Origin of the sequence: Desulfosediminicola flagellatus, from assembly GCF_005116655.2 — a bacterium.
In the GTDB taxonomy this organism is placed as follows: Bacteria; Desulfobacterota; Desulfobulbia; order Desulfobulbales; family Desulfocapsaceae; genus Desulfopila; species Desulfopila flagellata.
In genome coordinates this window covers 4,333,706-4,357,500 of record NZ_CP050698.1, presented here as the reverse complement: position 1 = coordinate 4,357,500, position 23,795 = coordinate 4,333,706, and the positions used below count along the sequence as shown (strand labels likewise).

At 43.1% G+C, this 23,795-nt stretch carries 21 protein-coding genes (1 of these 21 cut by a window edge); 14 read left to right on the top strand and 7 right to left on the bottom strand.

Annotation, left to right across the window (positions count from 1 at the left end; all coding sequences use genetic code 11):
- From FCL46_RS17975 to FCL46_RS17965, 3 genes are all read right to left on the bottom strand, one after another.
- Positions 1-1,351, bottom strand: the 5' portion of a protein-coding gene (locus tag FCL46_RS17975) for a CHASE2 domain-containing protein (RefSeq protein WP_136810514.1). The gene continues 908 nt to the left of window position 1, outside the view; the window shows 1,351 of its 2,259 coding nt (coding positions 1-1,351); its start codon is at positions 1,349-1,351; its stop codon lies beyond the left edge, outside the window.
- Positions 1,352-1,365: 14 nt separating this feature from the next.
- On the bottom strand, positions 1,366-2,958 hold the full coding sequence (locus tag FCL46_RS17970) for a FecR family protein (RefSeq protein ID WP_167506089.1): 1,593 nt from the start codon (positions 2,956-2,958) through the stop codon (positions 1,366-1,368).
- A gap of 136 nt (positions 2,959-3,094) precedes the next feature.
- Complete coding sequence (locus tag FCL46_RS17965; RefSeq protein ID WP_136810512.1) at positions 3,095-3,808, bottom strand: response regulator transcription factor; 714 nt, start codon at positions 3,806-3,808, stop codon at positions 3,095-3,097.
- Positions 3,809-5,011: 1,203 nt separating this feature from the next.
- Between FCL46_RS17965 and fusA the strand changes: the two genes are divergently transcribed.
- From fusA to FCL46_RS17940, 5 genes are all read left to right on the top strand, one after another.
- A complete protein-coding gene (gene fusA, locus FCL46_RS17960) occupies positions 5,012-7,096 on the top strand; it encodes an elongation factor G (RefSeq protein WP_136810511.1) in 2,085 nt (694 codons plus the stop codon).
- 117 nt (positions 7,097-7,213) lie between these two features.
- Positions 7,214-7,909: a P-loop NTPase family protein gene (locus FCL46_RS17955; RefSeq protein WP_136810510.1), complete on the top strand. Its 696-nt coding sequence runs from the start codon at positions 7,214-7,216 to the stop codon at positions 7,907-7,909.
- Positions 7,910-8,026: 117 nt separating this feature from the next.
- Positions 8,027-8,791, top strand: coding sequence for a phosphoribosylformimino-5-aminoimidazole carboxamide ribotide isomerase (gene hisA / locus FCL46_RS17950; protein WP_136810509.1), 765 nt, complete (start codon positions 8,027-8,029; stop codon positions 8,789-8,791).
- Positions 8,792-8,947: 156 nt separating this feature from the next.
- On the top strand, positions 8,948-9,808 hold the full coding sequence (locus FCL46_RS17945; RefSeq protein WP_136810508.1) for an HDOD domain-containing protein: 861 nt from the start codon (positions 8,948-8,950) through the stop codon (positions 9,806-9,808).
- Positions 9,809-9,934: 126 nt separating this feature from the next.
- Positions 9,935-10,858, top strand: coding sequence for an MBL fold metallo-hydrolase (locus tag FCL46_RS17940; protein ID WP_136810507.1), 924 nt, complete (start codon positions 9,935-9,937; stop codon positions 10,856-10,858).
- Positions 10,859-10,953: 95 nt separating this feature from the next.
- Here the strand turns inward: FCL46_RS17940 and FCL46_RS17935 are convergent, their stop codons facing one another.
- From FCL46_RS17935 to gloA2, 3 genes are all read right to left on the bottom strand, one after another.
- Positions 10,954-11,784 carry a ribonuclease H-like domain-containing protein gene (locus tag FCL46_RS17935; protein WP_136810506.1) on the bottom strand — a complete coding sequence of 277 codons (831 nt, stop codon included), beginning with the start codon at positions 11,782-11,784 and terminating at the stop codon, positions 10,954-10,956.
- 107 nt (positions 11,785-11,891) lie between these two features.
- On the bottom strand, positions 11,892-13,724 hold the full coding sequence (locus FCL46_RS17930; RefSeq protein ID WP_136810505.1) for a DEAD/DEAH box helicase: 1,833 nt from the start codon (positions 13,722-13,724) through the stop codon (positions 11,892-11,894).
- A gap of 354 nt (positions 13,725-14,078) precedes the next feature.
- Positions 14,079-14,462 (bottom strand): SMU1112c/YaeR family gloxylase I-like metalloprotein, encoded by a 384-nt coding sequence (gene gloA2, locus FCL46_RS17925; protein ID WP_136810504.1) that lies wholly within the window; start codon positions 14,460-14,462, stop codon positions 14,079-14,081.
- A 417-nt stretch (positions 14,463-14,879) separates the two neighbouring features.
- Here gloA2 and FCL46_RS17920 point away from each other — a divergent pair, with 417 nt between their 5' ends.
- From FCL46_RS17920 to FCL46_RS17880, 9 genes are all read left to right on the top strand, one after another.
- Entirely contained in the window at positions 14,880-15,419 is a 540-nt protein-coding gene (locus tag FCL46_RS17920) for a cysteine hydrolase family protein (protein WP_136810503.1), read from the top strand.
- A gap of 102 nt (positions 15,420-15,521) precedes the next feature.
- Complete coding sequence (locus tag FCL46_RS17915) at positions 15,522-16,793, top strand: glycosyltransferase (RefSeq protein WP_136810502.1); 1,272 nt, start codon at positions 15,522-15,524, stop codon at positions 16,791-16,793.
- Between the two features lie 560 nt (positions 16,794-17,353).
- Complete coding sequence (locus FCL46_RS17910) at positions 17,354-17,797, top strand: hypothetical protein (RefSeq protein WP_136810501.1); 444 nt, start codon at positions 17,354-17,356, stop codon at positions 17,795-17,797.
- A 175-nt stretch (positions 17,798-17,972) separates the two neighbouring features.
- Positions 17,973-18,299, top strand: a complete 327-nt coding sequence (locus FCL46_RS17905) for a GNAT family N-acetyltransferase (protein ID WP_167506088.1) — start codon at positions 17,973-17,975, stop codon at positions 18,297-18,299.
- A 102-nt stretch (positions 18,300-18,401) separates the two neighbouring features.
- Positions 18,402-18,872, top strand: coding sequence for a GNAT family N-acetyltransferase (locus FCL46_RS17900; RefSeq protein WP_136810499.1), 471 nt, complete (start codon positions 18,402-18,404; stop codon positions 18,870-18,872).
- Positions 18,873-18,893: 21 nt separating this feature from the next.
- Positions 18,894-19,526 (top strand): class I SAM-dependent methyltransferase, encoded by a 633-nt coding sequence (locus FCL46_RS17895; protein WP_136810498.1) that lies wholly within the window; start codon positions 18,894-18,896, stop codon positions 19,524-19,526.
- A 956-nt stretch (positions 19,527-20,482) separates the two neighbouring features.
- Positions 20,483-20,989, top strand: a complete 507-nt coding sequence (locus tag FCL46_RS17890; protein ID WP_136810497.1) for a rubredoxin-like domain-containing protein — start codon at positions 20,483-20,485, stop codon at positions 20,987-20,989.
- Positions 20,990-21,218: 229 nt separating this feature from the next.
- Complete coding sequence (locus tag FCL46_RS17885; RefSeq protein ID WP_167506087.1) at positions 21,219-21,626, top strand: nuclear transport factor 2 family protein; 408 nt, start codon at positions 21,219-21,221, stop codon at positions 21,624-21,626.
- 516 nt (positions 21,627-22,142) lie between these two features.
- Positions 22,143-23,288, top strand: a complete 1,146-nt coding sequence (locus FCL46_RS17880; RefSeq protein ID WP_136810495.1) for a cysteine desulfurase family protein — start codon at positions 22,143-22,145, stop codon at positions 23,286-23,288.
- A 27-nt stretch (positions 23,289-23,315) separates the two neighbouring features.
- Here the strand turns inward: FCL46_RS17880 and arfB are convergent, their stop codons facing one another.
- Positions 23,316-23,732 (bottom strand): alternative ribosome rescue aminoacyl-tRNA hydrolase ArfB, encoded by a 417-nt coding sequence (gene arfB / locus FCL46_RS17875; protein WP_136810494.1) that lies wholly within the window; start codon positions 23,730-23,732, stop codon positions 23,316-23,318.
- Positions 23,733-23,795 lie beyond the last annotated feature (63 nt).

Here is a 23,795-nt window from a genome sequence, read left to right as displayed (position 1 = left end):
CTGGTGGACCTGAATGGATCTCTTGAGTTTCATGCCATAATTCATCAAACAACCTATTAGTTAGACATGGGGATCCATTTATCTTTTCCCAAAGAATTAATGGAGGAGATTCCAGTGAGAGGAGCTTTTCAATAAAATCATGTTGCAGGCCAAGCGCATGAGAGGCTGATTCCATTTCCAGAAAACCCGTTGAGATATCTGGTGCTAACCGTCTACAAGAATTGGCCTGTTGAGTATCAAGGTGGGATGGAATTGTGTGGTACAGTCGATCCAGATCGTTGTGTAACTGCCTGTCTAACGAATCTACCTGCCTGAAAACCTGTGTTGTTAGTAGAATAACATGAATTAATAGATGGAACATGTAACTGGATATAAGAAGTATCAGTGGTGTTACAATATCGATGACAGCATCGTGATAGAAAAGGAGAATTGCTAATGAAAAGACGAGTAATATTGCAATAGAATTTATTGCAATATTAAGCTGCTCACTATGATTTGGCCATAATCCTAAAGCAAGCACAATAGGTATAGATAAAAGGAGCCAGTTCAACCAGTTCAGTGATTGTAGAAAATTATGTGATAACAGGTTGTGAAGGATGTTCGCTTGAATTTCCACTCCCGGAGAGCCGGACTTAATGCTGTAAGGTGTTGTATGTGTATCTCCTAATGCGGGATCGTCTGCTCCTACGAGGATAAAACTGTCGGTAAAAAATGCTCCGTTTTCGCTATTATATTTTCCTGCGATGACATCTGCGTAGGAAATAGTGAGAAAGGTCTTTTGAGGTCCAAGATAATTAATTCGAAGTGGAGTTGAGTAGGCTGATTGTATTTCGGCTAAACCTGCCTCGCGATATAAAGCGAGCGCGAGCGACGGTGTCTTTGAATTCTCTTCAAGAATCACTTCTCTTACAATACCGTCACGACCACGAAGTGTCTCCACGTGTCCGATCTGGCTATAACCAGATAGAGACAGGGACGGGACCTGATATGTATCACCAGTTGTACGGGCGATGGCAAGAATTACTGGAGGATCACTTTTCATTGCCGATGAGAACGGTCTGTCATGGTGTGTTTCGGCAGTGAAAAGGAAATCAAAACCAATGGCGGCAGCCTGAGATACTCGAGCCAGAAGCGCTGCATGTAGATCTCGGGGAAAAGGCCAGGAGCCTAACATGTCCTGACTCTTTTGATCTACACCGATGACGATTATGGAATGAGATGGTGTCCGTGGACCGCGCAACTCAAAAAGCAGATCCTCAATATTGCTCTGCAACCCATTGATCAAACCACTTTGTTGCAACACCAGAATAAAAAGTATCCCGGCAAGCATAGGAAGGAATCGTCGTGTCATGTCGCTGACAGAAATCAGAGAGCGATGAGAGCTAGAAAAGAAAGGCCCATCACAGCATGTTTCCAGGTTAGCGGTTCAGGCTTTATGTAGAGTTTTTGTGCTGGCGCCCATTGACTCTGCAAACCATTCTCGAGAGTGGCCCTGATTCGTACGTAATATGTACCATGGGCAACATAACTATCTAGGGTAAAACTGTTTTCTGTAAGAGCCGCTTCACTCGTAAAAATATCAGCAAAGTGTATATCTTTAGCAATTTGCATATCGTATGTACAGTTTTTCATAATTACCGGCCATTGCAGGTGGATACCCTCAGTGGTTGAACCTTCGACCTTGCCCATCGCTGGCTGAGCTACTTTAGAGAATTGAACATGCTGCGAGTAGTTACTGTTAAAGCCGTCAGCTGCAATTGCCTTTACACGAAAATAATAGGTTCCCTGCTCAAGTCTTGGAGTGAGATAGGCGGGATTATCTGTAACTAAATTTTCAATAATGTCATTGAAATGCTCATCTTTTGCGAGTTCTGTATGATATTTCTCAGCCTGATCCGATCGTAGCCAACGCATCTCAAGTTTTTCGTCCCAGCTTGTGTAAGCATTTTTGGGAGATGAAATCACCGGTGCGGCAGGAACTGTTCTCACTGTAAGTGAAACAGGTTGTGCTGCAGGACTCTCAAAACCTTCGTGGTTCACTGCAGTGAAAAATGCGCTATATTTGCCATCTTCCAGCGACATGATTAAGAGTTCTTCATCAGGTGCAGCAAGTTGTTCAATAACAGATCGATTGCCTTCAGTATCTTTTGCTACCCGCAGCCGAATATATTTAACGTCCTGCATGGCTGGGAGCTTGATACTAATTGGCAGGGTACGATAAACATCTGCCAATTGAGGTGGTACAGGTGAAGAAGGGAGTGGCTTGGGTGGTGCTATACTTTCACCTTGCTTTACCCGTGAGCCTTCACCCTTTTTAAGTAATACCTGCTGGCTGTCGCTATTTTTCAGTTGTACCAAGCCTCTTAGGGTTTCCACGACGTTTGTCGAGTCGTCTTCCATTTTCATCCGGAATTCAGTACCTCGAATTCCGGTTATGGAAACGGCTGTTCGCGTGTTGAAGGAATCACTTTTTTTAAGTTTTTTCTTAACGTTGTGAACAAGGCGTCCCTGCTCGAGATATAACTCAGCTTTAACAGCACCATCAAGGAGCTTGAAAAGGTAGGTGATAGTTAACTGACTGTCGGGTTCTATCCTGGTGAACTTCTTGTCTGGGAAGATCAGTTGTATATAGCCATCAGATCCTGTCACAACAGACTGCCCGGTATAGATATGTTCACCTGACTTGAGGGTCCGGCGATGACCGGAAGTTTCCAGAAGTTCTACTGAACCACTTACATACGCCACCTGGGCAGAAAGGCCTTCAGTAAGGAGCAGACGTAATGGAATGAGGAGTGTACTATTTTCTTGGATTATATAGGGTTCTTTCAGTTGGTTGGCTTGAGCGATTTCTTTCCAGGCTGTGCGGCTGGTACAATAATCCCGCGCCAGATGAATAAGATTAGTTCCTTTCTTTACGTGTACAGATATCAGCTCATCAGCGTTTACCTGAGGTAACAATATGAGTGAGCAGGTCAGGAAGAGGGTAAAAACTAGAAAAGTTTTGCAACAAAGAGACCGAGAGGCACAGAGAGACCGAATTGTAAATTTCATGATGTAGCTAAGTGTATTAAGGTTTAATTCGGCCTCCGTGATGTTATGCGTCGCTATGCGTAGTGAATCTGTATCCAACACCTGGGACAGCCGTTATTTCGACGTCATCTATATCATGTTTTCTGAATTTTTTCCTTAAATTCATGACATGCATGGTAAGGGCTTTGGTTTCGACGCCCGGATTATAACCAAGAACCTTGGAAAACAATTCTTCATGAGCAATCACTTCAGGATGCTTTTTCGCAAGATAATACAGCACATCAAATTCTGTTTTGGTTACAGTTACTAGACTGCTTTTGTTGTAAACTTCACGTGTTAATGGATTGATACGTAACGTGTTGAATTGTAGAGTTTTAGCGGTTTTATCTGATGAGGCAGGTAAACGGCGCAATTGCGCTTTTACGCGAGCAAATAATTCTTTGGGGCTGAAAGGTTTGCACAGGTAATCGTCTGCTCCGGAATCAAGCCCGAGAACCCTGTCGTCGATACTACTCTTTTCCGTCATGAGGATTACAGGAACGTCCAGTGAGTTATCCCTGATGTCTTTGACAATGGAAATCCCATCTTGATTTGGCAGCACTACATCGAGCAAGACAATATCAGGACGGCTTGATTTAATGAGCTCGAGTGCTTTTCCACCATCGGATGTGGAAATTATTTTTGCTCCAAGATCGCTAAAATAGTCAGTCAGCATATCTAAAATGGATATATCATCTTCACAGATAAGAAGCGTACACTTCAGCTCTTGGTTTGTCATATTCGTTTACTCCCGCTCGCTCAAATAGTTAAGAGTGAGGCTAATGAACCGCTACTCTCTAAAATATTACTGACTGGATGTGGTAATGATATCGTACAAGGTCAACCACTTCTTTATAAATACGCCCCATGTCATAATCCTTCAGGATTTAGGTGACCAGTAATTATATGGTAAGTACGAGTCTTTTGCCTTTACCGGTTACTTACTGGACATTTATTATGTCTATAGATATTTTTGTATATTATTCGTAATGTGAATTTGTAACCAGATTTATTCACATTGCTTAATGAATAAAAACGCTTAGATTGACAACCCGGCGGCATGCAATAATAGAAGTGGGGGGGGGCTTGTGGTCGGGTTGTCAATTTTTCACCGTGAGACATATTCTTCTCAGAATGCTACACTGCTATTCTTGGCACTATCCCTTTCTGTATTCACGATATTAAAGAATAATTACGCGCTGATCATCCTGACTCTCTTACCGTAAATCCGAGAATTCAAAATATTTGCCTAACGTATATCGGTGTTAAAAATCGCAGCTGCAGGCAGTTTGGGAGATCGTGGTAAAAAAAGAGTGAGCATAGACTCTTCTGTCTGAAACTACGTATTTTTGCTTGAAGTTGAATTGTAAAATGCTTACCTGATACTTCAGACTTCCACTGGCGTATTAGGACCGTAAATACTTGTGCGTGGATTTTTTGATGGTAACGTGTTGAATTCAATATGTATAAGTTCAGTATTTGTTTGAGAATAATTGACTCCACACGATTATTATGTCTTTTCGGCGAAGGAAATTACGAAAAAACAGGAGCTGAAGCTATGCGCAAAAGTAACAGAGCCCCTTTTTTTTATAGCTTTAATGTTAGGTTTGATGTAATCTTCTTGGTTTTTTGAACAGATTTTCGCTGGTCTCGCAGTTCAAGCTGCCTGATTAAGCGTGTTTTTTTGTAGATTACTTGTTCCCTTTCCTGAAGGTATAGCTGATAAACGTATATTTGCAGGTACCGATGTTGGGAACCCTATGCCCCATAGGTAACGAGAGGGGCGATAATGACAGAGTACAATTCCTGATTTGAAATGAATCATATCATCCAAATACGGAGTTGCAGGGAGCTTTAGCTCCTTATTTTATTTCATTACCCAAACGATTTACAGTGGGGCCGGAGATTTTCCGGTGTGCAGAGTTGGTAAAGGATAGCAGCCATGAACACAGATTTAACTAAAGTACGCAATATTGGTATTAGTGCCCATATCGATTCAGGAAAAACAACCCTGACCGAGCGTATCCTGTTTTACACCGACAGGATCCATGCAATTCATGAGGTTCGCGGCAAGGATGGTGTAGGCGCGAAGATGGACTCCATGGAACTGGAGAAAGAGCGTGGAATTACGATTCAATCCGCAGCTACTTACTGTTCCTGGAAAGATATTGATATTAACATTATCGATACTCCGGGCCACGTTGATTTTACCGTTGAGGTTGAGCGTGCATTGAGGGTTCTTGATGGTGCTATTCTGGTTCTTTGCTCCGTTGGTGGTGTACAGTCCCAGTCGATTACCGTTAATCGTCAGATGACCCGTTACAACGTTCCACGTATTGCATTCATCAACAAATGTGACCGTACCGGTGCTAATCCAGAAAAAGTCACCGGTCAGCTTCGGGATAAACTTGCTCTTAACGCCCATATGATGCAGATGCCGATCGGCCTCGAGAATGATCTCCAAGGTGTTGTTGATCTGGTAATCATGAAGGCGGTTTACTTCGATGGCGAAAACGGTGAGATAATTCGCGAAGAAGAGATTCCTGCAAATATGCTCGCTGAAGCAGAAGAGCGCCGTGAAGCTCTGCTTGAAGAGATTTCAATGTTCTCTGAAGAGTTGATGGAAGCGTTGCTCGAAGGTGGAGACATTCCACACAATCTGATTTGGGACGCAGTCCGTAAGGGTACCCTTGCACTTGAGTTCACCCCTGTTCTTATGGGTTCTGCTTACAAGAATAAAGGTGTTCAGAAGCTTCTTGATGCGGTAGAACAGTACCTTCCAGCTCCAACTGATGTCATTAATAATGCACTTGATCTCAAGAATAATGAGCAGGAAATACAGGTGACTAACGATCCAGCTGATCCGCTTGTAGCGCTTGCTTTCAAACTTGAAGATGGTCGTTACGGTCAGCTCACCTATATTCGTACCTATCAAGGTACTCTGAATAAAGGTGACACCGTATTCAACAGCCGTACCGGTAAGAAAGTAAAGATCGGTCGTCTCTGCCGTATGCATTCTGACGAGATGGAAGAGATTGATTCATGTGGATCTGGTGATATCGTAGCACTCTTTGGTATTGATTGTGCTTCCGGTGACACCTTCTGTGACGACAAGATTTCATGCTCTATGACTTCTATGCATATTCCTGAGCCGGTTATCTCCCTTGCTATCATTCCTGTTGATAACAAGGCGCAGGTTAACATGTCCAAGGCGCTGAACAGATTTACCAAAGAAGATCCTACCTTCCGCTCCTACGTTGACAAAGAAACCAACGAGACAATCATTTCCGGTATGGGTGAGCTTCACCTTGAGGTTTACACTGAGCGTATGAAGCGTGAGTACAAGGCTGAAGTTGAGGTCGGTGCTCCACAGGTTGCATACCGTGAGGCTATCTCTCAGCGTGCTGATTTCAACTACACACACAAGAAGCAGACTGGTGGTTCCGGTCAATTTGGTCGTGTTGCTGGTTTCCTTGAGCCACTTGAAGAAGGTGATTACCAATTCGAAGACAAGATTGTTGGTGGTGTTATTCCACGTGAATTCATCAGCTCCTGTGACAAAGGTTTCCAGAAGGCAATTGCTAAAGGTTCCCTCATCGGCGCTCCTATCACCGGTGTTAAATGTACCATCAACGATGGTGCTTACCACGCAGTTGACTCCTCTGACGTTGCTTTCCAGCTCGCTTCTGTAGGCGCTTTCAAAGAAGGTTACATGAAAGCTAAGCCGCAGATCCTTGAGCCGATCATGAAGGTTGCTGTTGAGGGTCCTTCCGAGTTTCAGGGTGCTGTTATGGGCTCTATCAATCAGCGTCGCGGTATGATTATCGGTTCTATGGAAGAAGGCCTCTATACTGTAATTGAAGCCGAAGTACCACTCTCTGAAATGTTTGGTTACTCAACCGTACTCCGTTCCCTTACCCAGGGTAAAGCAGAGTTTACCATGGAGTTCGCAAGCTTCAAACCTGTACCGAAGACAGTTAGTGAAGAACTGATCAAGGCGTATCAGGATGAGAAGAAGAAAGGTTGATTCTAAAATCATAACGTACTAGAAAGAGATTATATCAGGTGTACTTGAGTGCACCTGACTGTTGGCTGCATAGGAAAGTAGTGCACGCAAACACGAAAAATATAGAGGTGATTTGCCATGGCAAACAACGATTTAGTAGTGAATAATCCCCTTAAGGCCTTAGGCCTTGAGGAGAAGGCCAAAGACGGAATCCGTAATATGGGTCTGGTTATGTCCAGAGCCGGACTTGGAAAGACCGCTATTCTGGTACAGTTCGCACTCGACTGCATGCTTGTTGGTAATAAAGTATTGCACGTTTCTATCGGCGAGACGGTAGACAAGACAAGAAGCTGGTACGACGATATTCTCTCTCTTCTGACCGAGGGTGAGACTGTAGAGTCAATTCCAGAAGTTATGAAGAACAGAATGATCATGACCTTCAAAGAAAGCTCTTTTTCTAAAGCAATTCTCGAAGAGCGTCTCGATGATCTTGTAGAGCAGAACATCTATAAGCCAGAGTGTCTCATCATTGATGGTTTTGATTTCACTTCAGCAGATCGCGAAACCGTTCAGGAAATGCGCGAGTTCATGGAACAGCGTGGTCTGAAAATGATCTGGTTTTCCGCTGTACGTCATCGTGAAGACGATCGCGTTAGTACAGATGGCGTTCCTGCACCTTGCCACGAAATTGATGACCTGTTTGACACAGTTCTGCTTATCAACCCAGAGGGTGATGAGATCAACCTGGACATTCTCAAATGTGAAGAATGTACAGTTGATCCCGGCACTACCCTCAAGCTTGATCCTTCTACCATGCTTATCCAGAAAGGCTAAGCTGCAGAAGTATATTATCAGAGCTGCTGAGTAGTGATAGTTTGATCTTAAAACGGGATGTCCGCAAAAGCGGGTATCCCGTTTTTTTTTATTTGTTTTTTACGTGTTGAGGGGACCATGAGATTCAGACCTTGTATAGATCTGCATAACGGGAAGGTGAAACAGATAGTTGGATCATCTCTAAATGATGAAAGTCCTGAGGCGCTGAAAACAAATTTCACCGCAGATAAACCTTCTTCCTGGTATGCTGAGTTGTATCGTGCAGACAATCTCACTGGTGGCCATATCATTAAGCTTGGTTCTGGAAATGACGGAGCAGCAAAAGATGCTCTGGCGGCCTGGCCTGGTGGTATGCAGATAGGTGGTGGTATTACCGCCGAGAATGCGCCTGAATGGCTCGATTTCGGTGCATCACATGTTATCGTGACCTCTTATGTGTTCCAGGATGGCAAGATTGACAGACAGCGTCTGGCAAAGTTAGTACGCACAGTAGGAAAAAAGCGACTCGTGCTTGATTTGAGCTGTCGAAGACGCGGTGACGACTATCTCATAGTTACCGACAGATGGCAGAAGTTTACTGACGTAATCATTTCTCCTGAAATTCTCGAAGATCTGGCTGCCTCCTGTGATGAGTTTTTAATTCATGCGGCAGACGTTGAAGGTAAATGCTCCGGAATTGAGATAGATCTGGTAAGCAAGCTGGCCAAATGGTCACCGATACCCACTACGTATGCGGGGGGAATTCGTAATATTAGTGATATGCAACTGATACGGGAAATTGGTAAAGGGAAGATGGATGCTACCGTCGGGAGTGCACTTGATATCTTTGGAGGAACCACCTTTGCTTATGCTGATGCTGTAAAGTTCTCTGATATTTCCTGACTCATAGACACTTTGTAATCAGGTCTCTCAATTTGTTTAGTGAGTTAGCTGAGGCAGTTTCTTGACCTGACCTGTTTCTTTCGATACAATGCTTTAGAAGGCTGGTATTTACGCTGTATTACATTGAAATTTTAGGCTCTTCAAGGACCTGAGCTTATGAGCTTGGATAAAGATAAACAGAGAAAAGATATCGAGCGGTTCATAAAAAAGATGCCGAGCCTGTCAACTACGGTTGGGAAGGTTATGGAAATCTGTAGCCGCACTGATGCCTCACCTAATGAGTTGAACAAAGTTATATCACTGGATCCAGTTTTAACCGGTCAGGTGCTAAAACTTATTAACTCTGCCTATTATTCACTTGTCACAAAGATTACCTCACTTACTCGTGCAATTACTATGCTGGGTATGAACACGGTTAAGAACATGGCTCTAAGTACTGCTATCATCCGTACTGTCGCCGGAGCCAAGAAGTCTAAAGCTCTACCCACTTCACGATTCTGGGCCCATACTATCGGAGCCGGGGTAAGCGCCAAGATGCTAGCCGCCATAAAGGATGTACCGGTTATGGAGCGGGAGGAACTTTTTGTTGCCGGCCTTTTGCATGATCTTGGTAAAATTCCTTTTGGTGATGAATATATAGATGTATTGAGAATTGCCAAAGAGGAACAACTTCCGCTTATTGAAGTTGAGAGAGAGGTGCTTGGAATAGATCATCAGGAAGTTGGATTTATGATTGCAGAGAAGTGGAAACTCAACGAAGTAATCACAACCTGTATCTCACGTCATCATGATGTTGATGGCCTCGAGGGAAAACTTGCTGAACAGGTGGCGTTCGTTGCGCTTGGTAATTCGTACACGAATATCCTTGATATCGGTTATGCGGGTAACTCATTCCCGAGTGAAGTAGACGTTTTACATCTGCTGAGTCTTCTCAATATAAGCGTTGAGGATTTTGGTACAATCAGTGAGGATGTGCAGGAAGAAATTCGAAAAGCCGAAGTGTTTTTACAAATATAAGATAGATGCCTGTTACGAAAGTGTGTTCAGGACTGACCGGCACACCTGGTTGCCGAACCCGTCGAAATCGTTTTTTGACCCTTTCAGTATGTAATACATTATACCTATCACTTACACAGGAGCGCGATGAAAGTCCGGTTTTGGGGTGTCCGCGGATCTATTCCCTGTCCGGGACCCAATACCCAGAAATACGGTGGGAACAGTGCGTGCATCGAATTACGAGTTGGTGCCGATGAGCGCTTAATAATTGTAGATGCCGGTTCGGGCATTCGCGAACTCGGTACCTATCTGCTGCAAAATGACCTTCCAAAAGGACCGATTGATACGGCCATATTTCTTTCCCACACACATTGGGATCACATCATGGGTTTTCCGTATTTCACACCCATATATATTCCCGGCACAAAGCTTAAGGTTTTTGGTCCGGTGACCTTTGAGGATGATCCTCTTGAGGATGTTGTCGGTGGTCAGATGAAATACCGCTATTTTCCAGTAAATATGGGTGAGCTTGCTTCAGACATTGAGTATGTCCGGTTGAAGGAAAACCCTGGTATTGATTTGGGAGATGGGCTCAATGTGGTAACAAAGCTGCTGAATCACCCTATCACTGCGTTGGGGTATAGATTCGAGTACAAGGATAAAAAAGTCTGCACCTGTTATGATACCGAGCCGTTTCGCAATCTTTTTATAACTGATCCCGAGCATCCTGATTATGATGAGGCTATGGCCTATGAAGGGGAAGAGGTCGCAAAGGAACAAAATGAAGTGATTGAAGAATTTTATGCCGGTGCTGACCTGCTGATCCATGATAGTCAATACACAGCCGATGAGTATGCAAACGGCAGAGTTGGCTGGGGCCATTCAACGGTTGAACATGTCATTGAATCGGCAAACAGGGTTGGGGTAAAAAAACTGGCACTGTTTCATCATGATCCAGACAGAACTGACGCCCAGATAGATGAAATGGCAAAAGAGTATTGCGATCCTGGAAAATATGGTGGAGATACTGAAGTATTTTTTGCCAAAGAAGGTGATATAGTAACTGTTTAAACTTTCTCAGGCTTGGTTGTTTTTTAGAAAAACAAACTACTACCTGTGCAGCCTAAGTGTATATATTCCATAAGCACTTAGGCTGCGCAGGTATATCACAATGCGTAGCGACGTTTTACCCGTTGTACACAGGCGAGATCAGCCTGAAACGGTAGTTGTGGTTGTATCGGAGCCGGTATTTTCAATTCTTTAGCAAAAGGTGTCTGGGAGATATTGCGATTATAGGCTTCAATCATCAATTGCTCCAGATTCACTGTATCCTCAATATTATAGGCAAGCAGTGTTTCGAGTGCGCTCTCATCGTTGTAGTTTTCATACTCTTTCCAAAGCAATACCGCAAAATACCCATCAACACCATCAAGGCCGCCACGGTCAATACCAAGCATTTTCTCACAGCCTTTTAAACCACCCTTAAATCCGAGACGGGCAAGGATATAACGCAGGTCTATCTGCGCATGGTTCAGGGTTATTCTGAAATATCTTTCTAAAAACGGGATATCGAAAACTTTACCGTTGTAGGTGACGAGGACCTTGTATTTCCAGATATCTTCCAGAAATTGGTCAAGGTTTTTCCCATTAACATAATATTTAACCTCGTTGCCATCGTAGAGCGCAATTGTAGTGAGGTCGGCATCATCGCCAAGACCTGTGGTTTCAATATCTATGTAGGCGGTCAGATGTCTGTATTGCGGGAAAATTCGCCATACTTCGTGTGAGGCGAGTTGATTAGTGAAATAGGAAGGGTCGTCGTCCAGTGCGTTACAGGAGTGCTCAAGGATGTCCACAATCTCTATTTTGCTGCTGTTTGGCAATCGGACTGGAGAAGGTTCCTGCCATTGTCCCCAGTTAGTGATACCTGCGCTCCATAACCGTTTTTCAGTAGCCGGGCCTATTCCGGGTATATGGCAAAATGTATTCTGTAGCATGACTCGATATGTATAAAATGACTAAGGCGGTAACCCTTACATATGTAAGAGATACCGCCCAGTGTAGTAATATTTTCTTGATCGGACGTTAAGCCGATGGCTGCAATTTACTTTGCAGCAGGTGCAGCGAATGATTTGTTTCGGGTCTGAGTTTTACGGCGGGAACCTTTGAAGTTCTTTCCGTTTCCATAACCTGAACCTGGCTTACCGCTGCGTCCACTCGGACGAGCTGGAGCGGTAGCAACTGGAGAATCATCCTTTTTGGCCTTCATCGGGCGTCCGTTAATACGTACACCCTGCAGAAGTTTAAGAACCTCATTGGGCATACCGTAGGGCAGGTCAACTGTACTGTAATCGTCAAAAATTGCAATACGTCCTATGTAATCGCTGCTTATGTCCGCTTCATTGGCGATAGCACCAACGATGTTGCCCGGCTTTACGCCATGTGCCTCACCGAGTTCGATGCGGTATCTGTCCATGCCGTCTTCAACAGGTCCAGCTACTGGTCGTGGTTTTCGTGGGCTGCGTTCTCTGGTGTTTTTTCTGGTGTCATCATTTCTGGTACGTCGCTGATCGCGATCACGAGAAAATTCTTTTCGTGGCTCTTCTTTTAACAGCAGCGGGGTCTTACCCTGCGCCATTTTAGCAAGAGCAGCAGCGACGACCTCTGGGGGGGTATCATTTTCCTGGCAAAACTCTTCTATAAGTTTTGTGAAAAATGAACAGTCAGTAGCGAGTGTCTCTGTAATCTGGTTTTTGTATTTGGCTATTCGCTTGGTGTTGATAGCCGAAATTGATGGCAACTGCATTGAATCGATTTTTTGCTTGGTAGCACGTTCGATAGCTTTCAGCATAGAGCGCTCACGTGGAGTGAGGAAAAGAATTGCCTGGCCTGTACGACCTGCGCGACCGGTTCTGCCGATTCTATGGATGTATGCTTCTGTATCAAAAGGAATATCAAAGTTCAGTACATGGCTGACGCGTTCAACATCAAGGCCGCGGGCAGCAACGTCTGTTGCAATCAATATATCAAGCTTACCTGCTTTTAACTGCTCAACAGTACGAAGGCGTTGGTTCTGAACCATGTCACCGTTAAGTGCGGAACATGAGTATCCAAGTTCGGAAATATATTCTGCTAATTCAACGGTCTGAATCTTGGTTCGAACAAATATAAGCATGCCGTCAAAATCCTCAGCTTCAAGGATACGGGCAAGTGCCACACGTTTTGCATTAAAACCGCTAGTAGTAATAAAGCTCTGTGTAATAGTAGAAGCAGTAACTGTCTTGCTCTTAATGGTAATCTCTACAGGTTCGTTGAGATATGTTCCTGCGATCTTACGAATAGAACTCGGCATGGTTGCGGAGAAAAGCGCTATCTGGCGCTCTTTCGGAGCCTGCTCAAGAATCCATTCAACATCGTCGAGGAATCCCATTTTCAGCATTTCATCAGCTTCGTCAAGAACAAGAGTCTGAATGGTGCTGAGATTCAAGCTGCCTCTGCGCATATGGTCCATAACTCTGCCTGGAGTTCCTACAACAATATGCACACCACGTTCAAGAGCCTGAAGTTGTCCGGAATAGTCCTGCCCACCAAAAATTGGTAGAACACGAAGATGGCTCATGTTGGCGCCATATGTTTTAAACGCTTCACATACCTGGATGGCCAGTTCTCGTGTCGGAGTAAGTACAAGTACAGTTGGGCGTGCTTTCTTGTTGGGGCGGAGCTGGTTGAGCAAAGGAAGTGCAAAAGCGGCTGTTTTACCAGTACCGGTTTGGGCTTGACCGACAACATCCTGTCCCGCCATTACGTGGGGGATCATTTTAGCCTGAATTGGAGTAGGCTCTGTGTAACCAGATTTTTCGAGAGATTTTAAGAGTGGTTCGATAAGTCCGAGGTCGGAAAAAGTCTGCGGCATAACGGTAAGAAAATCATTAGACATGGTACATCCTGTAATACTAATTGGGTTAATCCCAAAGGAGAGGCGGTCAAACGTCATCTGCAATGGAAGGAATAGGCGGTAAATCGAAAATATAATAACCAAGCAGGGACAACGATACCCCTACAGACCGCCTGAATGTGCCTCTCCAGTTCCTTGCAATGTACTGTCATTTCATTTCCTGGTACGGCACGCACGTAAAAAGAGCACTGTATCTAACAGGTCTCGGCTGTTAATGCAACAAATATCTGTTAATTATTATTCATTATCAAACAGGAATGCTTCTGTTCTCGCTGTAACTGATTGTTATAATACTTCAATGCATCAGATGAGTGAAATACTGATAGAGTATCTTGTTTATTGCTCATACAATTCGAGTGGGAGGTCATCAGGATCCTTAAAAAACGTATATTTTTTTCCTGTGTACTCATCTATGCGGATAGGCTCAACGTCTATGCCCGCAGATTCCAGGTAAGTGACAAACGTTTTAATTGACGCAACACTAAAGGCCAAATGGCGAAGTCCCCGTGCTTCAGGATAGCTGGGTCTTGCTGGCCGATCCGGAAACGAAAAAATCTCAATCTGGCTGCCATCAGGAAGTTTGAGGTCGAGTTTATACGAATCTCTGCTGTCTCTATAATTTTCTGCGGCAATTTCCAGCCCTAATATAGAAACGTAGAAAAATTTGGTCTTCTCATAATTCGAGCAGATAATTGCGGCATGATGAATTCCTTTGAGCATTAATTACCTCAAATAATGACCGTATTTGGTTGTCAGGATGAATATTGGCGAAAATTATGTTCAGCATCGGATGCTTATTCTGACAAGAATAGATTGAGAAGATGCTACGCAGCTATATGGTCGCAAACAGTTGAGGAAAGGTACAGGACTTTTTATATCCAATTGCATGTGTCAGTATTGACACGCGCCTTGATCTTGAACAAAATGACGATTTTTCGGATGGAAACAAAATAAAATGACTTTATCCGTATGATGATATTGGATTGCATGTGTTAAATTACCTGAATTCACATGACTATTAATAGGTTTAGAAAATGACCATTAAGAAAAAACAGTTTATTTGAAGACTTAGCTTTTTTTTAAATTAATTTATTTTAAATGAAAAGTTGCCATTTTGACTAGCAAAAAGGAATAGGAATGGGTTCTGCAATAGTAATTATAGATGTGCAATGCGGGCTATTTGATGTTGTCCCGAGACCATTTGAGGCGGATGAGGTGATTTCTCGCATTAATGAGTTGAGTGAACGTGCGAGAAAAGAAGGTGTTCCTGTTATCTTCATCCAGCATGAGCAGGCTCAGGGGATTCTTGAGCATGGAAGCCAAGGGTGGGAATTGGTACCTGGGTTGATTGCAAAACAATCTGATTACATTGTACGTAAGAGCACACCTGATTCTTTTCAGAAAACCGGGCTTGATGAATTATTACAGTCTCTCAAAGTCAGCGATGTAATTGTTTGTGGATATGCCACTGAATTTTGTGTCGATACCACTGTTCGGCGTAGTGCGGCATTAGGGTATTCTGTGCAACTTGCTGCTGATGCTCACACCACTCACGATAAGGAGCATGCTACCGCATCTGTTATTCGTCTCCATCATAATGAAACCCTTTCGCATATACGAAGTTTTGGTCCAGTAATACAGGCGGTAAAGGCGAAGGATATACGAATTACGACCTAAGCTTTCATCTTAAAATATCAATTATATCAACAGAAAAACCTGTCTCACTGCTTGATCTTGAGCAACATACTGCGTTTGAGGATGACAACATAATAGAGTTACATGAAAATTCTTATACTTACTTTTGGGTCACTTGGTGACGTTCTTCCGTACATTGCTCTAGGTAAGGGGCTTATAAACGCCGGGCATGATGTTACAATCTGCACAGCCTGTCGTTTTAAATTGCTCATTGAAGAGCATGGCCTGGCGTATGGCTATATGACAGACGAACTGTTACAGATGTTTGAAACAGATGCAGGCCGTGAAACGATTAAAGGAGTGTCCGGTGTTGTCAGATCGTTCGGAACGATATCTCGCTTGATGAAACAGACACATCCTTCAAACTGGAAAATGATGCAGGACTCATGGGCGGTAGCGAACAACGTTCAGCCAGATCTGATTTTCTATCATCCCAAAGCTCTTGCCGCAGTTTCTATTGCTGAAAAAATGGGCATTCCATCAGTAATGGGATGTTTACAACCGATGATTGTCCCAACTGCTGATTTTGCCGTCCCTGGTCTCCCTGATTGGCGAATGGGTGGTTGGCTAAACAGGCTCAGTTATACTCTGGTAAAGCTGGGGTATTGGTCATATCGTGGGCTGGTAAATGATTTTCGCCATGATGTTCTTGGATTAGCAGGCCAGAAGTCTCTATCTTTTCTTGATTTCACATCGGAGTTCGGGCCAAAGGCTATATTACACGGTTTTAGTTCACATGTAGTTTCAAAACCTTCAGACTGGCCTGCCGAGGCAGAAATATGCGGTTATTGGATTTTGGATCAGGAGACAAAATGGTCTGCTCCACGAGAGTTGAAGGATTTTCTGGACACTGGAGATCCACCTGTTTATATCGGTTTTGGCAGCATGACCGGAAAAAATGTAAAAAAGCGTACCGAAATAGTCATCGAAGCACTGCAGAGAGCAAATCTTCGTGGGATACTTGCAACCGGTTGGGGTGGACTTGTAATTACAAAGTTGCCCAAGAGTATTTTACATGTTGATACTATTCCGCATGGATGGTTGTTTCCACGAATCGCTGGGGTTATTCATCATGGAGGTGCAGGAACAACTGCTGCAGCTTTACTGGCTGGGAAACCGTCACTGATCTGCCCATTTATGGGAGATCAATCTTTCTGGGCTAATACGGTTTATGAGCTTGGTGCCGGTCCTCTACCAATTCCACAACGGAATATTCGGGTAGAAAATCTGGTGCAGTCGTTAAATCAGTTGACTCAAAACAGGCAGATGCATGTAGCTGCGGAAGATATCGGCGAGAAATTACGTCATGAAAATGGTGTTGAGCACACTGTCTCTATTCTTGAAAAGTTGATTTGATGGTTTGGGTGATAAACAGGGTTTGTGTTTTTTTGATAAGTTGTTCAAGTGGTTAAGGCTAATCGATTTAGCCTCTCTGCTGTGTCCTCTCCTGAAATTCAGAAAAATACCATGAGGGCAGTACTGATTAGAAACTGTGGTTTCTCTTAAAGGTCTAGAGGAGCCTCGTAGTTGAGAATTACCGATATGGCAGGTAAAGAAAATTTTCATTTTTTTTGCAATCTGGTTTGTTCTCAGGTCCAGGTCGTTGAGAATTTTAACAACCACCCTATTTTACGGAATAAATATGGTTTTAACCTGACAATATAATGGTGATTTTCATGAGGTGGGCTAATAGAAAACCATTATGGGGCTGTATAACTTGATGGTATATATCAGTGTAAGTGAAACTGAGGTGATGGGGAATATATCTATCATTAAGGACGTGTGTGGCAGGTTGGAAACCATGTTTACCTTATGTTTTTCTGGACTGAAAAGAATGGAGATGAGAATCAGGGTTAAAGAATTTCAGTTATCTCTCGGTAATTGAGGTTTGGAAATCGCAGCAGGGGGACTGATATATGAGTGTTAAACGTCTTAAGCATCATGCACAAAATCTTGGACAAATGTTCTGCGGTTGGGAGTTAATGTTTGATTATAAGCGGTTGGCGGAAATGGAGAAGGGTACCCTGCGAATTGATATGCTCACTGAAGAATGCTTTCATGATGGAAATGCCATAGACCCTCTCGGAATTGTAGATCGTTTAAGGGATTGGATGATAAGAGATCTTGATGATCATAATCTGGATCCTGGGAGACTAGAATGTGTTGAACTTAATATTGATTTCAAAACCCAGAGACAATTAGGCCAAAAGAATAAACGTTCAAGCTGGAAAGACGTAACACCGCACTTCATTCATTGCACCTTGAATTGTACCAGTAAAGTAATCACCAGCACGAGACAGTTTAGCTCAAAATACCAGGATGAAGAGGAATGGCCGGAGAGCTATTCCTGGATACGATAAGTTGAGTACTGTCAGATATCGGTCATCTGATTTGTCTTAGGATTCGGTGAGGCGAGAGGTGTTAGGACTGAGAAGTGGTAGGTTGTATTACCAGAAAGGCGGATCAGCAGGATCTTGACGTTCTTGATACCCTGTATTGCCAAAACATGAAAAACCACGTTGAGAAGCACTGTCAGTGGGATCCTCATATTTTCGTACCAATTTTGATCCGGATACTACTCAGGTGATAGAGATTGGCAGAGTATTGGCCGGATTCATAAAGCTAGTCTATCAACACGATGAAATCTATCTCGCCGAAATACAGCTTGATAAAAAGTATCGAAATCTTGGGATAGGTACCGCTCTTATTCGCACCATTATTGATCAATCTGAGAAATCATGTAAGTTGATAACCCTTAAAGTTGTAAAGGGCAATCCCGCTGAATTTCTTTATAAACGGCTCGGCTTCAAAGTGTATGAAACTACTTCAATGCATGTGGAAATGAGTAGGATGCTACGATAATACTTGCAAGGATCACCACTTTTTCCTGTTATCTGCTGCATTACCTGGAAGCTGATTATATGGGATATGCTGCTCAATTCAACTGCTACTGCGTAAAAGATTATGCAGATCCGACAACCAGTTCCAGAAGATCATCAGCGTATTGTTAAGGTCGTCAAAGAATGGTGGGGAGGCCGTGATCTTAGCAGTGGCGTCTTGAAAATATTTTTCTACCATTTTCGGGAAACATGCTTTATCGCTGAGGATAATGGCAAATTAGCAGGATTCCTTTTAGGTTTTTTATCACAGACCTACAGCGATGAAGGCTATATTCAGTTGGCCGGTGTGCATCCAGAGTTTCGTGAAATAGGAGTTGGTCGGTCTTTGTATGCTGAGTTTTTTGATGTCTGCAGGGCAAACTCAAGGTCAATCGTGCGTTCATGTACATCTCCTGTAAATACCTTATCCATAGCGTTTCATGCATCTATGGGTTTTTCGATTGAAGATGGAGATGATATTGTGGCTGAAATTCCTGTAACCCACAATTATCTCAGCGAAGGGCAGCCGAAAGTCCTTTTTATGCGAAAACTGTAACTTGCCAAGAATTGTGAATCTATGAATTGCCCCCTATGTGCCCAAAACGTCATCCAACACTATCATACAGATTCGGTAAGAGAGTATTACCAGTGTGAGAATTGTAAACTGGTTTTTGTTCCAGAAAAATTCAGGTTGTCTCTAGAAGAGGAGAAAGCTGTCTATGATCTGCATCGTAACGACCCGGATGACCAAGGGTACCGTGATTTTTTATCACGCCTGAGTATCCCGCTGCTTGAACGGCTGACATCAGGAAGCACGGGGCTTGATTTTGGTTGCGGGCCGGGACCGACGCTTTCTCTTATGCTCCAGGAAGCTGGTTGTGAAATGGATGTCTATGATCCAGTCTATTATAATGATCGCTCTGTATTTACGAAGCAGTACGATTTTATATGTGCAACCGAAGTGGTAGAACATCTCTATAGTCCGGGCAGCGAGCTGGATCAGATCTTTAGCATGCTGAAAACCGGTGGTTGGCTGGGGATAATGACAAAACTGGTGAAAAATCGGCAGGCATTTGCAAACTGGCACTATATACGTGATTTGACCCATGTCTGCTTTTTCTCAAAAGAAACATTTTACCATATCGCATCACAATACAATGCTGAACCTTCATTTTATGGTTATGATGTCATGCTGTTGCGCTCAGTTTAGTGCTATTGCCTGATATGAATAGACGCGCAGCTCATATCTGTATTAATCCCGTTAAAGCAATTTGTCTGATCTGAAAATAATTTTCGTTACGTTCTCCTGCTCTATAAATATATCATTTTTATGATGTGAATTGAGCGGAAGTAATGGTTCATTGAGTTGTTATCACGTAGTGTCGCATGTTTATTGGCATATTCACCAGTGATCGCCTGAATGTATTGATAAGTAAAGGCTAAAGGTATCAAGCTTGTAGAGTATATGCTGTAACATTCAGCTATTCTGAATATAATTTCTTTGGTTGAGTGAAAATTATGCTTGCAATCAAAATCCTAACATGGAAATGTTCTTGATGAAAACAGAGTGAAACAGAATTGATGCCGTATATAGTTGACTCTGTCGAGATGATCATACGCGTATAGGCAGAGGAAATACGTACCGTTTTACAGATGGTTTTTATTCTATTACGCCTGAGAATTATTCTTTATCTGTTGATGTAAGAATCCTGAAATCAGAACTTTATGTGGTTCTCCTGGAAGTAGCGTAAGCTGCAGAGTCTATTAATTTCGCCAATTGTATGGTTGCCGAATGATACTCCTTATAACTGGCATAGGAAATAGTGTATAATCAAAAGCAGTAGTGAAACATTGGTGTTCGGTAAAAGTGTTGGAGTCTCAAAAGAAGCAGGTGCATGACTTGGTAGTCCAGACGTATACAGACTGCCAGAAAAGCCACTTGTGATAAAAGTATCTGAAATCATCAGAAAAGTATTTAACCAGTGTCTGTGTAAAGAAATAGCCGGTAGCATCGATTGATATAGGTGTCTTTTATGCACTGCCTGCCTGGAAAACGGACAGCTCAGATATCGAGCAATATAGCGGATAATGAGCAGATAGGTAACCTGACTGGTCGATAAGAGTCTTCGGCAAATATTCATTCAGATGGGCAGAAGGTGAGCCTCAGTGGAATCTCTCAGGGACAAACTGATCACAACATTTGCCTTACTCTCACTTGCTTCGGCTAGAAAGAACATCTATGCCAGGCGGGCAGCACTATCAGAACATATAGAAATCAGCCGTTTATTACGGGTCATCGGAGAATCCGAATCTGTACAAGCTCGCAGATTGTTTAACTCTCTTAGAGGTAAGGTGGATATGACTGATAGGTATATTCAAACGCTTTTCGATAAAGAAATTGAACAAATCATTGAGAGGTTGTCGGAAGATCTCATTAGTGCCGCTCAGGAAGACGATACACCGATGATTCAGGTTTTGTCACAGTTACGCTCTGTAGAGCGTCGTAATAAGGCATTTTATTTGTCTGAAAATAATGAAATCAAGATTGAAGATGGGCAGAACTATTATGTCTGTCAGTTTTGTGGATTTGTAAGTAGTGGGAGTTTGCCGGACTGTTGCCCTATCTGCGGTGCGGATCGTAAAGCTTTTAACGAAAGTAGTGTGAATGTATAACTAAAAAAAGCAGTTATTACTAAAGTGTACCTGCTCAATTCGACTGTGCTGGGGCGTTTAATAGATTAAATGAGCTAATACGGTTCATACCTGCAAAGCCAGTCTGGATTTGAAGATTCAACGTTCCGGTATACTTAGGAAAAAACACCAAAGGATCAGAATGATGCCTTCTGCTATTCAAGATTATCTAAAGCATGAGTTGAATACTCCAAAAATTGGAGGGCGACATATGAATACAGAGGAGAAACAGGATTTTATATCTGATTTTATTCATGCATATAACGGATTTGACATCGAGGCGATGCTCTCAATGCTTCATCCGGAGATCGAATTCAAGAGTGTCACTGATGGTGAGGTTAAGGTCTATATTCAGGGGAAAAATGAGTATCGCATATTAGCCGAACAAAGTAGAAACCTGTATTCTTCGAGAAAGCAGACGGTTATGGAATTTCATGAGAAAGAGGACCAGGCTTTTGTTGAAATTTTCTATACAAGCGTTCTTGCCATTGATCTTTCAGAAGAAATGAAAGCCGGTGATACCCTTAACCTCAGAGGGTTGACCGAATTTGTTTTTCGGGACGAAAAAATATATCGGTTAACTGATATTATTCTTGGAGGGATTGATTGGAATTACTAAATACAAACGTCTTTCTATCATAAGTTTCTATATTCCCGCCTTTATCAGTGATGATGTATGTCTAATGAGGCTATAACTGTCTCGACAGATGATTTCGCTGTCTCTTCTGCAATATTTTCAATCGTGTACTACGCCAGATCTGTCGGTTGAAATTTCACGTGTACCTTGTACGAGTTGATGAGTATTCCTGGAAATTCCTGTTCGATCGCATCCTGAAAAAATTACGTTGTTCACAACTATCAGTGCGGGCGAGGAATTTATGTAATTCCCTCTGACAGTTACTACGAGGAAAATGTGAATCTACTGGAGGATAATGTTTCATTAGGTAAATCTCAATTTAAGAATTTTTCTCTACTATCTTTTTGTGATATTGTTAGATCGTATGCAGAACGTCTTTTTGAAGCCTTACACTATGCAGATATTGAGTTGGCAGAGTGGATTTTTCAATACTCTCCGACCACATTACTTTTCTCCATGGTTAACTTTCGTCTGATATTGAGCTAAGAGTGAATGCTGATGACTGAGCACAAACCTATATATCTTGACTACAATGGAACCACACCCCACGCTCCTGAAGTGATTGAGGCGATGCGTCCATATTTCGAAGGCGAATTTGGTAACCCGTCAAGTTCACACTGGTATGGGCGGCGACCGCGGATGGCGGTAAGTACGGCGAGAGATCAGGTGGCTGGCATTCTAAAGTGCTTACCCGAAGAGGTCATTTTTACAAGTGGCGGTACCGAGTCTAATAATCATGCTATTAAAAGCATCGCTGGTTCCCGCTTTGAAAGAGGGAATCATATTATTACAAGTCAGATCGAGCATCCAGCGGTGATTGAGGTGTGCAGATTTCTCGAAAGGCATGGCTTTGATGTGACGTATGTACCTGTAGGAGAGTATGGGGTTGTTAACGTGGATGATGTGATGTCCTCAATACGACCTTCAACCATTCTGATAACGATCATGCATGCCAATAATGAGGTGGGAACTCTTCAACCCGTCGCTGAAATATCAAGTCTTGTCAAAAAAAAAGAAATATTACTTCATACCGATGCCGCACAATCTCTTGGGAAAGTGCCTGTGTCAGTCGATGAGCTTGGAATCGATCTGCTCTCTGTCGCTGGGCATAAAATTTATGCACCTAAGGGAGTGGGTGCTTTGTATATTCGGCAATCTGTTGAACCCGAAATTTTCTGTCATGGTGCGGGGCAGGAGAGGGGTATTCGGGGGGGCACCGAAAATGTGATGGAGATTGTCGGACTTGGGGCAGGATGCGCGGTAGCAGAGAAAAATCTTGAGGAAAATGCCACACACATGAGAACTATGCGTGATCGTCTTGAGTCAGGATTACGTCGTTCAGTGGATGATATACGATTTAACGGTCATCGAGAAAAGCGTCTTCCTAATACCGCGAGTGTTTCGTTTTATGGAATTGATGCCAATAGGCTACTGGATGAAATAGGTTCGGAGGTTGCGGCTTCTGCCGGTGCAGCCTGTCATTCAGATTGTGTCCAGATATCACATGTGCTCGAAGCCATGGCAGTCCCACGTCAATGGGCGAGAGGAACTGTTCGCTTCACGACCGGAAGGATGACTACTGCTTCAGAAATAGACAGGACACTTGAGGTTGTTTCCGCTGCGGTGAAAAAGCTGCGGGGGTGACAGGTGGGCAATTGTGACTGTTAATGATCAGCGTACCTTTTTTCTCAGCGATTTGACTTGTCCCCGTTTGGTTTTGCTTTCGAGACGACGTGTGCGCGAAGCTTTACTCGGACGGGTCGCTTTGCGATTTTTTCTGACAATTGTTGCTGATCGAATTACCTCTGCAAGACGCGTGATTCCATCTTCTTTATTTTTTTCCTGACTACGAAACTGCTGTGCTTTAATTACCAGACAACCATCAGTGGTAATTCTGCTGTCGCTATATGAAAGTAATTTATCTTTAATATTCTGTGGAAGAGAAGACGCTGCTATGTCAAAACGCAGATGAACAGCACTTGATACTTTATTGACATTCTGCCCTCCTGACCCTTGAGCCCGGATTGCTGAGAATTCTATTTCATTTTCAGAAATAGAGATATTGGGTGTTATTTGAATAACTGACATGGTCTGAGTGTTAGAAATGATTATTGTAATGAATAACTCAATATTGAAGTAATTCAGTATGTT